The following is a 13,966-nucleotide window of genomic DNA, read 5'->3' on the forward strand; positions in this document are numbered from 1 at the left end:
GTACCCGCCCGACCCCGGCACGCCGTACGGCTCGTACCCCCAGCCGGGCGGGTACCCGCCGCAGCAGCCCGGTGGGTACGGGCCACCGCAGCAGCCCGGTGGGTATCCCCCGCCGCAGCCCGGCGGTTACGGGCCACCGCAGCAGTTCGAGGGGTTCCCGCCGCCGCAGCCGGGGGGCGGGCCGGTGCCGGCGTACGGCGGCCCGCCCGGCCCGCCGGTGCAGCAGAAGTCAAGCGCCGCCAAGATCGTGCTGATCTCGCTCGCCGTGGTGCTGGTGCTCTGCCTCGGTGGCGCCGCCGTCGCCTTCTTCGCCGTCAAGGACGAGGTCAAGGAGACCGTCGACGCCACCAGGATCCGGGTCGTCGAGCCGGCGACGCTCGCCGGCCGGCCCAGGGCCACCGACCCCGCCCTCCAGGCCGGCGCCCAGCAGCTCGAGACGGAGCTGAACCGGTCCCTGCCGGACGCGACCAGCACGGTCGGCGCGTTCTACGGCACACTGGCCAAGAAGGACCTCGTCATGGTCGCCGCCGCGTCCGGGATGAACCCGAACCCGGCCAAGACGCTCGAGGACACCATCAGGGGCGCGCGCACCAGTGACGTGCAGCTCGGCGACATGACGTCCGTGGACCCGGGCCCGCTCGGCGGCGAGGCCAAGTGCGGCGACGCGAAGGCGCGGGATGTGCCGCTCGGCGTCTGCGTCTGGAGCGACCGGGGCAGCGTGGGCATGATCATCATCTACTTCAAGACCGGCACGCAGGCCCACGCCGAACTCGCCGCCATGCGCGGGCAGATCGAGCAGAAGTCCTGACCCGAACGGTGTGCAGGGGCCCGTCACCGGTGTGGTGACGGGCCCCTCGGCGTCAGCCCTCGGCGTCGGCCCTCGGCGTCGGCCCCTCGGCGTCAGCCCTCGGCGTCAGCCTCCGCGGCGGCCCGCTCCGCGGCGGCGGCGCGCTCGGCGGCGCTGCGCAGGACGCAGAACTCGTTGCCCTCGGGGTCGGCCAGCACCACCCAGCCGGAGCCGTCGGGGCGGCGGCGGTCGGCGACCTGCGTGGCGCCGATGCCGAGCAGCCGAGCCACCTCCTCGTCCCGGGTCCGGTCGGCGGGTGCCAGGTCGAGGTGCAGGCGGTTCTTCACCGTCTTGCCCTCCGGCACGGCCAGGAAGAGCACCTCCGGCCCACCCGGGGGCAGCAGCATGGCCTCCGAATCGCCCGGGAAGTCGTCCGGCTGCCGCGGGCAGTCGAAGACCTGCGCCCAGAAGCCGGCCAGGGCGTACGTGTCGCGGCAGTCGATGCCGATGTTGTGGATGATCGCGCTCACTGCTGTTCCTCCTCGGTGGACGCACCCGCCCGCTCCGCCGCGCCGCGCAGGACGCAGAACTCGTTGCCCTCCGGGTCGGCCAGCACCACCCAGCCCGTACCGTCGGCGCGCCGCTGGTCGTCGACCAGGACCGCGCCGAGCCCGAGCACCCGCTCGACCTCCTGGTCGCGGGTCCGCCCGGCCGGTTCCAGGCAGACGTGCACCCGGTTCTTGACCGTCTTGGCCTCGGGCACCTGCTGGAAGAACACGGTCGGGGTGGTGCCGTCCGGCGGCAGCAGGACCGCCTCCGGGTCACCCGGGGCGTCGTCGGGGTGCCGGGCGTACCCGAGCACCGCCGACCAGAAGCCGGAGAGGACGTAGGTGTCGTGACAGTCGAAACTGATGTTGTGGATCCGTGGATACACGGGTTCCTCCGCTACGGATGGAGGCGCCCCGCGTGTGTGAGGGTCAGCCGGCGAGACGGGGCGCGGAGATCATGACGGTGAACATCGACGCACCCCCCTCCGATCATCGGTCTGACCCCATGATCCTTTCATCGGGCCGGCCTGCCCGCAACCCCGCGCCGCCCGGTCACCGCCCGGCGGCCGGTTCCCCGGCGCTCACCGCCGGGGCGGCCTCCGCCGCCGGCAGGGTCACCGTGACCTCCAGCCCGCCCCCGGGCTGGGCGATCACTCTGACCGTGCCGCCGTGCGCGTCGCAGACCGCCCGGACGATGGAGAGCCCGAGGCCCGAGCCGCGGGCTCCGGTGCGTTCCCGGCCGCCGCGCCGGAACGGCTCGAACAGGCCCGGCACGTCCGCCTGGTCCACCTCGAAGCCGGTGTTGCCCACCACCAGCCAGGACCGGCAGCCGTCCGAGCCGGTACGCACCCAGAGCCGACCGTGCAGGTGGTTGTAGCGGACCGCGTTCTCGATCAGGTTGCCGGCCAGCCGGTCGAGCAGCCCGGGGTCGCCGACCACCGGGGCGGCCTCCAGCGACGTCTGCACCCGCAACCCGATCCGCTCCACCTCCCGGCGTACCGCCGACAGGGCGTTGGCGGTGCCGGCGGCGAGGTCGCACTCGGTGCGGCGGCCGAGCCGGCGGCCCGCCTGAGCCTCGCTGCGGGCCAGCACCAGCAGGGCGTCGACCAGCCCGTTGGCCCGCTCGGAAGCGTCCCGGACGACGGTGGCCATCCGGCGGTACTCGGCGGCGTCCGCCTCGTCGTCGCTGAGCGTCACGTCGATCTCGGTACGCATCACGGCGAGCGGGGTGCGCAGCTCGTGCGAGGCGTTGGCGACGAAACGCTTCTGCGCCTCGAACGCGGCGGCGATCCGGTCCAGCATCGCGTCGAAGGTCTTCGCCAGCTCGGCCACCTCGTCGTCGGCGCCGGAGTAACCGATCCGCTGGTCCAGGGTGGTCTCGCCGAGCCGCCGGGCGGTGGCCGTGACCTGGTGCAGCGGGCGCAGCGCCCGGCCGGCCACCGCGTACGCGCCGGCCACCCCGACGACGCTGATCGCCAGCAGCGCCACCAGGCCCTTGACCAGCAGTTCCCCGCTGGCGGCGTCGACCAGTTGCCGCTGCCACTGCGCGGCGTCCAGCGACCGGCCGTCGGCCAGCACGACCGTGGTGCCGGGCAGCAGCTCGTCGGTCGGGCGCAGCGCGTCGCGGACCAGCAGCCAGGCCAGGAGCACCAGGATCGCCCCGGCGCCGACCAGCAGCACGCCGTTGAGCAGGGTCAGCCGCAGCCGCAGGGTGGGCCGTAGCCGCCGCGCGGTCGCCTCCTTCGGTCGCGGCCGCCCGGCCAGCGACTCCCTCTTCGCGCTCACGGCACCTCCTCGGTTCGCGACTGCGGGGCCCGCGAACCCGGCGCGCTCCTCGCGCTCACGAGTGCCACCTCGGTTCGCGACCGCGGGGCTCGCAGACCCGGCGCGCTCCTCGCGCTCACGATGCCACCCCCGCCGTGCGGTAGCCGGCGCCCACCACCGTCTCGATCAGCGGGGGATCGCCCAGCTTCCTGCGCAGCGTCATCACCGTCACCCGCACGATGGTGGTGAACGGGTCGGTGTTGGCGTCCCAGACCCGCTCCAGCAGCTCCTCGCTGGAGACCACCGCGCCGCGCGCCTTGAGCAGCTCGCAGAGCACGCCGAACTCCTTGTTCGTCAGGTCGATCGGCTGCCCACCCCGGGTGGCGACCCGGCGGGCCGGGTCGAGCACCAGGTCGGCGAGCTCCAGCACCGGCGGCGCGGCCGGGGTGGCCCGCCGGCCGAGCGCCTGCACCCGGGCGACCAGCTCGTCGAAGGCGAACGGCTTCGGCAGGTAGTCGTCCGCGCCGAGCTGCAACCCCTCGACCCGGTCGGCGACCGTGCCGCTGGCCGTCAGCATCAGCACCCGGGTGAGCGCGCCGGAGGCGGCCAGGTCCGCGCAGATCTGGTCGCCGTGCACGCCGGGCAGGTCCCGGTCCAGCACCACCACGTCGTAGCGGGTGACGAACGCCATCTCGTGGCCGCTGTCGCCGTCGTAGGCGACGTCGACCGCCATGCCCCGCTTGCGCAACCCCCGCGCGATCGCGTCGGCGAGGTTGCGCTCGTCCTCGACCACCAGTACCCGCATCCCGGCCTCCTCGCGCCCCGACCACCCGACAACCTAGTGCCGGCTGCCAACCCGGCCCGCACCCGCCGTCCGGCCCGGGCCGCCCGTTGCAGAAAACCTTCGTCGTACGCGATGCTTCCGGCGTCATCCTTCGCAACGGACGGGGAGCCGCATGACCCACACGGCGCCGACGGCCCGGCGGGACGTCGCCTACCGGGGCTTCCGCCTCCCCGGCGACGCGGACCAGGGAATCCTGGCGGGGCTGCGCGCCGGCCCCCGGGGCCTCGAACTGGCCGACCCCGTCGACCGGCTCGATCACACCGACGCCGACGGCAGCACCCGCCGGTACGCCGCGGGCAGCTGGACGTCCCCGCCCGTGCCGGCCGGCTTCGCCGTACGCGACGTGGTGCCCTCCTGGACCGGGGAGACCCCGCAGGGCTGCTGGCTGCGGGTGGAACTGCGCGGCTGGCACGCCGACTCCCCCGCCACGCGGTGGTACGTCCTCGCCGAATGGGCCGCCGGCGACCAGTCGTTCCGCCGCACCTCGGTGCCCGGGCAGCGCGACGACGACGCCCGGGTGGACACGGACACCCTGGTGGTGACGGGCGCGACGGTCACCGGCTGGCAGCTCCGGGTGACCCTGCTCCGGCCGGCCGACGCCGACGCCGGCACGACGCCGGTGCTGCGTACGGCCGGGGCGGTCGCCTCCGGCGCGGGCCCGGCGGCGTCCCGACCGGCGGCCGAGGGCCCGCCGCCCGTGGCGGCCCCGCCCGGCGCGGACACCCGGCCCGGCGGGAGCGCCCCGGACCCGGCCGCCCCGGAGGGGGTCGCCGCGACGACGCCGGCCGCCTGGGGCACGGTGCTCGACGTGCCGCGCTACTCGCAGCGGCTGCACGCCGGCGCGCACCCGCAGTGGGGCGGCGGCGGGGACTCCTGGTGCAGCCCCACCTGCACGTCGATGGTGCTCGCCTTCTGGGGCGCCGCCCCGGCCCCCGACCGGTACGCCTGGGTGGCCCCGCCCGGCCCCCGCCCGGTGGTGGTGCACGCCGCCCGGCACTGCTACGACCACGCCTACGCCGGCGCCGGCAACTGGCCGTTCAACACCGCGTACGCGGGGCTGCACGGCGTGGACGCGTTCGTCACCCGGCTGCGCTCGCTGACCGAGGCGGAGGCGTTCGTGGCGGCCGGCATCCCGCTGATCGTCTCCGCCGCGTTCACCGCGGGCGAGGTGCCCGGTCTGGACTACGACACCGCCGGGCACCTGATGGTGCTGGTCGGCTTCGCCCGCACCGGCGCGCCGGTGCTCAACGACCCGTACGCCCCCGACGACGACGCGGTGCGCCGCACCGTCGACCGGGACCGGTTCGAGGCCGCCTGGCAGGGCGGCAGCGGCGGGGTGGCGTACGTGCTCCGGCCGCCCGGCGTGCCGCTGCCCCCGGCGCCGGAGCAGCCCAACTGGTGAGCCGCCGGCGCGGGGCCCGGCGACCGCCGGCTCAGCCCCCGAACCGCCAGACGCCGATCTCGCCGGAGCGCAGCCGGCACAGCACGGTGTCCGTGCCGCCCCGGCACTGCCCGGAGGCGTCCGGGAGCACGTCGACCACCCGGGCGCGGCCGGCCGCGACGTCCAGCTCGCCGACCACCAGCCCGCCGCCGGACGCGGGGGGCCGCACGGCGAGGAGCCGGTCGTCGTCGTGCCACGGCATCAGCTGCCAGGTGCCCAGGTCGGCGACCTGCCGGCCGGTCGCCGCGTCGAGCACGCCGAACCGCTCCCCGGCCGGTCCCGACACCAGCGCGAGCAGCCGCCCGCCCCGCCCGGACAGCACCCCCAGCCACCCCTTCCCGGTCCACCGGACCGCACCGGTGGCCGGGTCCAGCGCGCGGAATCCCACGTCCGGCCCCCCGACGCAGAGCAATCGGCCGCAATCGGAGACGTGGTCGACCGTCGGCAGGCGCACCTCCCAGCGCGGTCGGAGCCCGTCCAGCCCGTAGGCGGTCAGCGTGCCGGCCCGTGGCCGGACGAGCAGCAACAGGTCGTGGATGACGACTGCCTGGCCGAAGGCGGGCTGCCCGTCGGGGCGCAGGTCCGCCGCGTGCAGCAGGTCGCCCGAGCGGCGGTCGCGCACCTGGACCGCCCCGTCGGCGGCGACCAGCACGATCCGCTCCACCAGCCCGTCGCCGACGTCGAAGTGCGCCCCCTCCGGCGGCGTCCGCACCGACCAGAGCGCCCGTCCGGAGGCCGGGTCCACCGACCGGACGGAGTCGGCGGTCTGCACCAGCAGCGCTCCGGCCGGGTCCGACCAGGGGTGGCCGGGTTGCCGCCAGCGTTCCCGGCCGGTGGCGGGATCCAGGGCGACCGTCTCGCCGAGGCTCTGCTCCCCGGTGACCGCGAAGAGCACCACCCCGGGCACGGACTGCACCTGCCAGAACCGGCCCGCTGCCGGAACGCGGGCCCGCCACAGTGGAGCCGTCGCCCGGCCGGCGGCCGGGGTCCGCTCGGGCAGGGCGTAGGCGCGCACCTCCACGGTCCCCTCGGGCTCCCCCTCGGCCGGCTCGACCACGTAGAACCGGTCACCGTCGAGGAACGCCTCGGACCCGACGCGGGCCGGCACGACGACCGAGCGCCGCTCCGGCGTCGGCGCCGCCCCGGCCAGGGTGGCCACGAGCAGCGCGAGCACCAGCGCCACCAGCAGCGGCCGGCCGACGGCGCGGGGCGGCCGGGGCAGCGCCTCGCGGTCCGGCCCGTCGCGCAGCTCGCCGAGGTCGATGACCGTCACGTGCCGTCCTCCCCGTCGCACCCGCGCGGACCCGGCAATCCGGCCGGGGACGCACCGGCCTGACAAAAGCGACGCGGCCGCGCCTGTACGATGGCGCGTCGTGGCTGTGCCGGTGGTAGACCCCTCGCTGAACTCCGTCTCCGAGCCCCTCGCGGCCGAGCCGTCGCGGCGGCCCCGACGGAGGCCGGCCCGCGCCGACGTACTGGCCATCGGAGCCTATGTCCTGCTCGGCGTTCTCGTGTGCCTGAACTACTGGGTGGACGTGCAGAACCGGGTGTCGTCGCACCTGCCCACCGACCACAGCTGGTTCGAGTGGCTGTTCTCGCACGGCGCGTACTCCGTGCGGCACCTGGAGAACCCGCTGTTCACCGCCCGGCAGAACGCCCCGGACGGCGTGAACATGATGGCGAACACCTCGCTGCTCGGGGTGACGCTGCCGCTGGCGCCGCTGACCATGCTCCTCGGCCCGCAGGTCGTGTACGCGCTCTACCTGGGCGCCGCGCTGGCCGCGACCGCCGGCACGTCGTACTGGGTGCTGTCGCGGCACCTGGTGCGCTCCCGCGCGGCGGCCTTCGTCGGCGGCGCGTTCCTCGGCTTCGCGCCGGGCATCGTGCACCACGCCAACGGCCAGCCCAACTTCGTCTCGAACTTCCTGCTGCCGCTGATCGTGCTGCGGGTGTTCCGGCTGGGCGAGCCCGGCCGGTGGCGGCGCAACGGCGTCGTGCTCGGGCTGCTGGTGGCGTACCAGATCTTCATCAACGAGGAGATGCTCCTGCTGACCGCGCTGGCCTGCCTGGTCGCCGTGGTCGCGTACGCCGTCATGCGGCCGGCGCGGACGCGGGCGGTGGCCGGCACCTTCGCCGCCGCGCTCGGCGTGGGCGGCGGGTTGGCCCTGCTGCTGACCGCGTACCCGATCTGGTTCCAGTTCAACGGTCCGCAGTCCTACCGGGGCCTGCAGGGCGGCGTCTTCCACAGCTGGGGCGAGGACCTGGCGGCCTTCGTCACCTTCGCCCGGGACACCGTCGCCGGCGACGAGGCGGTGGAGCAGACCATCGGGCTGACCGAGCAGAACACCTGGTTCGGCTGGCCGCTGGTGCTGCTGTCGCTGGTGGCGCTGGTGCTGCTGGTGCGCCGCTCGTTCACCGCCCGGATCCTCGCCGTGCTGGTGGTGGTCTTCACGGTGGCCTCGATCGGCCCGACGGTGCGCCTGAACGGGGTGGAGACCGGGACGGCCGGCCCCTGGTCGTACATCCCCGACGACCTGCCGCTGGTCGAGATGATGATGCCGACCCGGCTGGCCCTGGTGGTGGCGGCGGCGGTCGGCGTGCTGCTCGCCCTGGCCTGGGACGCGGTGAACGGCGGCGGCCGCGGGCCGGTGCCGGCGCCCCGATCCGGCGACGACACCCCCGGCGACACCGCCGGGCCGCGACGCCGTTGGCTCCGGCCGGTGGGGTACGCGGCCATCGTGCTCGCCGTGCTGCCGCTCGTTCCCCGCCCGCTGCCGGCGCGGCCCGTCGAGCCCCCGCCGCACTTCATCACCGCCGGCGGCTGGCGCCCGTACGTGCCGGCGGGCCGGACCCTGGTGCCGGTGCCGATCCCGAGCAACGTGCACGGCCTGCCCACGCTGCGCTGGAGCGCCCTGACGCAGCAGGCGTTCCCCATCCCCGGCGGCTACTTCATCGGGCCCAACGAGCTGGGCGAGGGCGTCTTCGGCGCGCCGAACCGGCCGACCAGCAGCCTGGTCTACACCACGATGGACAAGAACGCGGTGCCCGCGCTGACCGACGAGAACCGCCGCCAGGCCGTCGAGGACCTGCGCTTCTGGAAGGCGTCCGTGGTCGTTCTCGGCGCACACCCGCGCGAGGCGGTCCTCCGCGAGCTGATGACCGCGCTGATCGGCCCGCCGCAGCGCGTCGACGACGTCTGGCTCTGGGACGTCCGGCCCCTGGTCGGCTGACCCTCACCCGACCAGCGGGCGCACGTCCCAGACGTGGGCGCCCGCGATCTCGCGGCCGGGGCCGAGCAGGGCGTCGACCGTACGCCGGACCGGGTCGCCGTGGTGCAGTCCACCCTGGACGACCACGGCGGCCCGCCAGTGGCGCAGGTCCTCCACGGCCCGCCGGCGATCCGCGTCGGTGACCGCCGGCACCTCGCCGGTCTCGGCCGCCCGGCGCAGCAGCGCCGCGGTGGGCCGGTCCGGCGCGCCCCAGCGGGCGGCCGGGTCGTCGGCGGCCCGGGGCCCGATGAAGTAGCCGCCCGGCGTGGGGAAGGCCAACCCGGTGCGGGCCGACCAGAGCATCGCCGGGCTGATCCCGGCGCCCGTCACCGGCGGCACCGGCACCAGGGTCCGCCCCGGCGGGACGTACGCCCGCCAACCGCCCTCGGCCACGAACGCCGGCACCGGCCAGGCCGGCACGGTCCGGATCGGCGTGGGGAACAGCGGCAGCAGCGCGGCGGCCACCGCCCCGCCCCAGAGCAGCCGCACCGGCACCCCGCCGACGGTCCCCGGCGCTCCGGCCACCGTCCCCTTCCCCGGCGGGCCGTCCGCTGTCTCCGCTCCCGGCGGGTCGCCCGCCGTCGCCGCTCCCGGCGGGTCGCCCGCCGTGGCCCGCTGCGCGGCGGCGCGGAGCCGGTCCAGGGAGAGGGCGAGCAGGATGCCCAGCACCGGTATGCAGACCAGCGGGAAGCGCGCCGGCACCGCGAGGTCGAGCAGCGGCAGCTCGGCGACCAGTCGGTACGGGCCCGGAATGCCGGTGGCCGCGCCGTCCAGGCGCACCTGCGCGCCGAGCGAGAGCAGCGCGAACAGCACCCCGCAGACGGCCAGCGCGCGCACCAGCGGCCGGCGCCACAGCCAGCTCACGATGACCACGGCGAGCACCAGCAGCCCCGGCCCGAAGAAGGAGTTCTCCTCGGTCGGGTTCGGCGCGAGCAGGCCGGGCAGGTGGTCGTCGCCGAGCACGGTCTGCCGGGCGGAGGCGGTGAACGACGCGGCGTCGAGCTGGTAGCCGTACGCGTGGAACGGCATCCCCCGGTAGTGGCCCGGGCCGAAGAACTGGAACCACAGCGGGTACGCCAGCAGCGGCAGCGACACCGCCACCCCGATCCCGAGCCGGGCGAGCAGCGCGGGCGCGAGCCGGCGGGCCGCCGCCCGGTCGGCCGCCGCGTACGCGAGCGCGAACGTCCCGGCGGCCAGCACCAGGAAGACCAGCACCTCCTCGCCGAGGAAGACCTGGTACGCCACCAGCAGGCCGAGCAGCGACCCGTGCCGCCACGCCCGGCGCGGGTCCGGATGGAACACCAGCGCCAGGATCGCCGGCACCAGGAACTGCGCCGCCATGTGCAGGTGCGCCCCCGCCTGCGCGACCATTCCCGGGGCGAAGCCGCAGAACAGGCCGCCGACGGCCGCGGCCACGCGGGACTCGACCAGCCGGCGGCGCAGCAGGACGTACCAGGCGGTCGCAGTGCCGGCGAGGCAGCCGACCACCGCCACCAGGAACGCCGCCTGCGAGCCGAACAGCAGGGTGACCGGGGTCAGCGGCACGCCCAGGCCGAGCACCGAGGTGTTGGCCATCAGGTTCACCCCGTCCGGGGCGTTCAGCGCGGAGCTGTGCAGCGGGTTCTCCAGGCCCGTCACGGCCCGGGCCGCGCGGGCCAGCATCCACTCGAAGAGGATCTGGTCCCCCGCCTGGTGGAACAGCCGCCCCGGCCGCCCCCACTGGCCGACGGTCAGCAGCACCGCCAGGGCGAGGTAGCCGGCGACGACCAGCGCGTCGGCCGCGCGCGCCGGCAGCCGGCGCGGGCGCCGGTCGGGTGCCGCGTCGACGGTGCCGGGCGCCGTCGGGGCCGCCATCAGGCCGGCTGGTCGGTCAGCGTCCGGACGTCCCACACCCAGACGTCCAGCTCCCGGCGGCCCGGGCCGACCAGTTGCTCGACGGTGCGCCGCAGCGGCTCGGCGTGGTGCTGGTCGACCGGGAGCACGAGGATCGCCGCCCGCCAGTGCCGCAGTTCGTCGAGCGACCGCCGGCGCTGCCGGTCGTCCAGTTTGGGGGTACGGCCCGTCGAGGCGACCTCCTCCAGCAACTGCCCCACCCCGCTGGGCCGGCCACCGAAGCGGCCGGGGTCGCCGGTGTTGCCGTTGCGCGGGGCCAGGAAGTAGCCGCCGGGGATCTTGAAGTCGAGGTTGGTGGAGGCGGCCCAGCGCATCCCGTGGGTGTGGCCCATGTTCGGCACCGGGATCGGCACCAGGGTCTGGTCGGGACCGACGTAGCCGCGCCACCGGTCGGCGGTGATGAAGTCCGGCACCGGTGGGCGGGAGGTCACCTTCAGCGGCATCGGCGCGATCGGCAGCAGCGCGAGGACGAGCCCGGCGGCGGTGAGCGTACGCAGCGTCCGGGGCTCGACCGGCAGCGTCCGGGAGCGCTCGACGGCGAGCGCCAGCAGGATGCCGATCACCACGCTGGTGATGAGGCCGAACCGGGTCGGCACCACCGCGTCGAGCAGCGGCAGCCGGACCAGCCACTCCCACGGCCCGGTGAGCACCTCCCGGTCCCACCAGGACACCCGCTCGCCGAGCGAGAGCACGGCGAAGAACACCCCGGTCACGGCGAGCGCCCGGACCAGCAGTTCGCGCCGCAGCCACGCCACGATGCCGACGGCGATGAGGGAGAGGCTCCAGCCGAAGAAGGCGTTCTCCTCCGAGTAGTTCGGCGCGAGGTTGATGTTGGCGCGCTCGTTGCCGCCGAGCGTCGGCGAGCCGGGGGCGAAGAAGGCCGCGATGTCGTTGCCGTAGTCGCGGACCGCGTCGCTGAGCCCGTGGTACGCCATCGGCCCGGCGAACTGGATGTAGAGCGGGTACGCCAGCAGCGCCCCGGCGACGAGGGTGCAGATCGACAGGGCCTTCGCCAGCGGCCGCCAGGCCGCCGACCAGAGCGCCGGACGCTGGGCGAGCACGGCGAGCAGGAACACCCCGCAGGCCAGCGCGGTGAAGAGCAGGATCTCCTCGTTGATGAACGCCTGGACGGTGACCAGCAGGGCGAGCAGCACGCCGTCGCGCCACGGCCGCCGGGACCGCGTGATGACCAGCACCCGCCAGACGATGAACGGCAGCAGGAACTGGGAGATGATGTTGGGGTGCCAGTTGGCGTGCGACAGCATCGCCGGCGAGAACCCGCAGAACCAGCCGCCGACCGCCGCCGCCAGCGGGCTGCGCACGACGTGCCGGGAGAGCACGAAGTACCAGGCCGAGGCCGTGCCGGCGAGGGCGAGGGTGACCAGCACCACGAAGGTCACGGCCGGGCCGAAGAGCAGGGTCACCGGCACCATCGGGATGCCCAACGCGAGGATGGCCGTGTTGGCCATCAGGTTGACCCCGTCGGGATAGTTGAACTGCTCGGTGAAGAACGGGAACTCGCCGTGCAGCACCACACGCACCGAGTGGGCGAGGAAGAACTGCACCTGGGCCGGGTCGCTGCTGTAGAGCGAGGCCACCCGGCCGGCCGGGTCCACCCAGATCTGGCTGGTCACCCAGACCGCGGCGAGCAGGAACAGGCCGAAGACCAGCAAGTCCTGCCGCCGCCGCGCCCAGCGTCGCGGTCGGGCGGGGGCAGCCCCGCCCTCGGCCGCCGGTGACGCGACGGCGTCGGCCGTCAACGCGGCGTCGGCCGTCAACGCGGCGTCGGCCGTCGACGGGGCGTCGGCGTCGGCCGTCGACGGGGCGCCGGCGTCAGCCGTCGGAGTGGCGCCGGCCGTTAACGCGGCGTCGGCGTCAGCCGTCGGAGTGGCGTCGGCCGTCGGAGTGGCGCCGGCGTCCGCCTTCGGGGTGGGCGCGTCGGCCGGGGTGCGGGCGGCGGGCGCCGGGGTCCGGGTGGCCGGCGCGGGGGCGCCGCCGTTCGGCGTGCGGCCGCCGCCGTCGCCGCCCGTGGACCGGCCGGGGTCGGACGCGGAGGCCGCGGCGGCGTCGGATTCCGGCGAGGATTCGGCGCGGGTCTCGGCAGGCGTCACAGTCGGCGGAGTCTACCGGAGCGGGACATTCGCCCTGAAACCACGGCGCTGTCCTCTGTGGCGCGTGTCGGCCGGGCCGCGCGATCCGCGCCGGGCGCGCCGACGAGGTGCCGCGTCCGGGTGATCGGACATCTCGTACTATGGCGCTTTCCGTAGACCACGGCTGAGGCGATCGAGGGGGCGTACAGGTGGCTCCAGTCCGCCGGCGCGGCAGCACGGCCACCGCACTGCTGACCCTGCTGCTCACCGCGACGGCGTGCGGCCCGGTCGCCGACCGGCAGCCGAGCGACCTGCGGGTCGGGTACGACAGCCTGGACGGCGACCTGACGGTCTGGCCGGCGCGCGGCGCGCTCGCGGGCGACGCCACCGTGACCGCGGCGGTGACCGGGGCGGTGCGCGACTGGCGGTCGCCGGCCGACGACCGGGTACACCTGCCCACCTCTGGAATCCTCTGGTCCGGCGAGGTGGACGGCGCGCCGCTGGTCCTGGTGGCCGCGGACGTGCCCGGCGAGAGCGCCTCCTGGCTGCTCCAGGTCACCGCCGAGGGCGGCCGGTACGCGGTCACCCGCGCCGCCGAATACACCGACCCCGGCTACCTCGTCTACTCCGACGTGCTTCCCGTGCACACGGCCGCCGGCCGGCGCTACCTCACGTCCAGCCGCGTCGAGCGGCTGCTCGGGCCGGACGGCCGCGCGCTGCGCAACGTCGACGGCCTCACCGAGCCGGTGGACGTGCCGGCCTGCCGGGCCGTCGGCGTGACCGCCACGTTGAAGGCCACCGAGTCGCTGCCGCGGGGCCGGGCCGCCGACCGGCTGCTCGACCTGGGCACCGGCACCACCGACCCGCGCTACCCCCTCGTCCGCGACGAGAGCGGCTCCGGCAGGCGGGCCCTCAAGGGCCTCGACACCTGCGTGCTCGCCGGCGAGGAGGGCCCGTTCGGCAGCGTCCCCCGCCGCATCGGCGACCGGGACGCGCCCCGCTCCGTGCCCTCGTCCTGGCCGATGACCAAGCTGGCCGTCCGCACCCTGGGCGAGGTCGCCCTCGGCGGCGGCGAGCCGGCGGAGCTGGAGCAGCTCAGCTGGGAGACCGCCGACGGGACGATGACCGCCGTGGTCTACCGCCCGTCCGACGGCGGCGCGCCGGTGGTCTCGCCCGCCGACCGGTCCAGCCCGCTCCAGGCGTACGCCCTGCCGGTGCCGGGCCAGCCGCTGGCGGTGCTGAGCTGGCGGGCCACCCGGGACAGCTCCCTGTCGACGCCGCCGGACACCCCGCGCCTGGTGGACCGGCCGGGGCTGGTCGTGGCGCCGAT

Annotated in this window: 11 protein-coding genes; 4 read left to right on the forward strand and 7 right to left on the reverse strand. The window is 75.7% G+C overall.

All coding sequences use genetic code 11. The features are described from left to right. A partial coding sequence (locus ACSNOB_RS29435) for a hypothetical protein (protein ID WP_436690405.1) occupies positions 1-808 on the forward strand: 808 nt, incomplete at its 5' end. Between the two features lie 92 nt (positions 809-900). Here ACSNOB_RS29435 and ACSNOB_RS29440 read toward each other — a convergent pair. From ACSNOB_RS29440 to ACSNOB_RS29455, 4 genes are all read right to left on the reverse strand, one after another. Beyond that, a complete protein-coding gene (locus tag ACSNOB_RS29440; RefSeq protein ID WP_436690407.1) occupies positions 901-1,317 on the reverse strand; it encodes a VOC family protein in 417 nt (138 codons plus the stop codon). Next, entirely contained in the window at positions 1,314-1,721 is a 408-nt protein-coding gene (locus tag ACSNOB_RS29445; protein WP_436690409.1) for a VOC family protein, read from the reverse strand. Before ACSNOB_RS29445 ends, ACSNOB_RS29440 begins: the two co-directional genes overlap by 4 nt. A gap of 166 nt (positions 1,722-1,887) precedes the next feature. Beyond that, positions 1,888-3,099, reverse strand: a complete 1,212-nt coding sequence (locus tag ACSNOB_RS29450) for a sensor histidine kinase (protein WP_436690421.1) — start codon at positions 3,097-3,099, stop codon at positions 1,888-1,890. A 136-nt stretch (positions 3,100-3,235) separates the two neighbouring features. Continuing rightward, positions 3,236-3,904, reverse strand: coding sequence for a response regulator transcription factor (locus tag ACSNOB_RS29455; protein ID WP_436690411.1), 669 nt, complete (start codon positions 3,902-3,904; stop codon positions 3,236-3,238). Positions 3,905-4,055: 151 nt separating this feature from the next. Between ACSNOB_RS29455 and ACSNOB_RS29460 the strand changes: the two genes are divergently transcribed. Next, positions 4,056-5,345, forward strand: a complete 1,290-nt coding sequence (locus ACSNOB_RS29460; RefSeq protein ID WP_436690413.1) for a peptidase C39 family protein — start codon at positions 4,056-4,058, stop codon at positions 5,343-5,345. 31 nt (positions 5,346-5,376) lie between these two features. On the opposite strand, the gene ACSNOB_RS29465 is transcribed toward ACSNOB_RS29460, so the two are convergent. Then, on the reverse strand, positions 5,377-6,657 hold the full coding sequence (locus ACSNOB_RS29465; RefSeq protein WP_436690415.1) for an outer membrane protein assembly factor BamB family protein: 1,281 nt from the start codon (positions 6,655-6,657) through the stop codon (positions 5,377-5,379). A 106-nt stretch (positions 6,658-6,763) separates the two neighbouring features. Between ACSNOB_RS29465 and ACSNOB_RS29470 the strand changes: the two genes are divergently transcribed. Next, a complete protein-coding gene (locus ACSNOB_RS29470; protein ID WP_436690423.1) occupies positions 6,764-8,614 on the forward strand; it encodes a hypothetical protein in 1,851 nt (616 codons plus the stop codon). Positions 8,615-8,617: 3 nt separating this feature from the next. Here ACSNOB_RS29470 and ACSNOB_RS29475 read toward each other — a convergent pair whose 3' ends face one another. Both ACSNOB_RS29475 and ACSNOB_RS29480 read right to left on the reverse strand, forming a co-directional pair. Further along, positions 8,618-10,507 carry a hypothetical protein gene (locus tag ACSNOB_RS29475; RefSeq protein ID WP_436690417.1) on the reverse strand — a complete coding sequence of 630 codons (1,890 nt, stop codon included), beginning with the start codon at positions 10,505-10,507 and terminating at the stop codon, positions 8,618-8,620. Next, the gene (locus tag ACSNOB_RS29480) at positions 10,507-12,324 is read right to left on the reverse strand and encodes a hypothetical protein (protein WP_436690425.1); all 1,818 of its coding nucleotides are present in this window, start codon (positions 12,322-12,324) and stop codon (positions 10,507-10,509) included. Before ACSNOB_RS29480 ends, ACSNOB_RS29475 begins: the two co-directional genes overlap by 1 nt. A 521-nt stretch (positions 12,325-12,845) precedes the next feature. On the opposite strand from ACSNOB_RS29480, the gene ACSNOB_RS29485 reads away from it, so the two are divergent. Continuing rightward, on the forward strand, positions 12,846-13,966 hold a 1,121-nt coding region (locus tag ACSNOB_RS29485; RefSeq protein WP_436690419.1), incomplete at its 3' end, for a hypothetical protein.

Origin of the sequence: Micromonospora sp. URMC 106 (assembly GCF_051386395.1) — a bacterium.
In the GTDB taxonomy this organism is placed as follows: Bacteria; Actinomycetota; Actinomycetes; order Mycobacteriales; family Micromonosporaceae; genus Micromonospora.

Coding starts and splice junctions, on each gene's coding strand:
- ACSNOB_RS29455 (WP_436690411.1), bottom strand. CDS start 3,904: ATGCGGGTACTGGTGGTCGAGGACGAGCGCAACCTCGCCGACGCGATC.
- ACSNOB_RS29460 (WP_436690413.1), top strand. CDS start 4,056: ATGACCCACACGGCGCCGACGGCCCGGCGGGACGTCGCCTACCGGGGC.
- ACSNOB_RS29475 (WP_436690417.1), bottom strand. CDS start 10,507: ATGGCGGCCCCGACGGCGCCCGGCACCGTCGACGCGGCACCCGACCGG.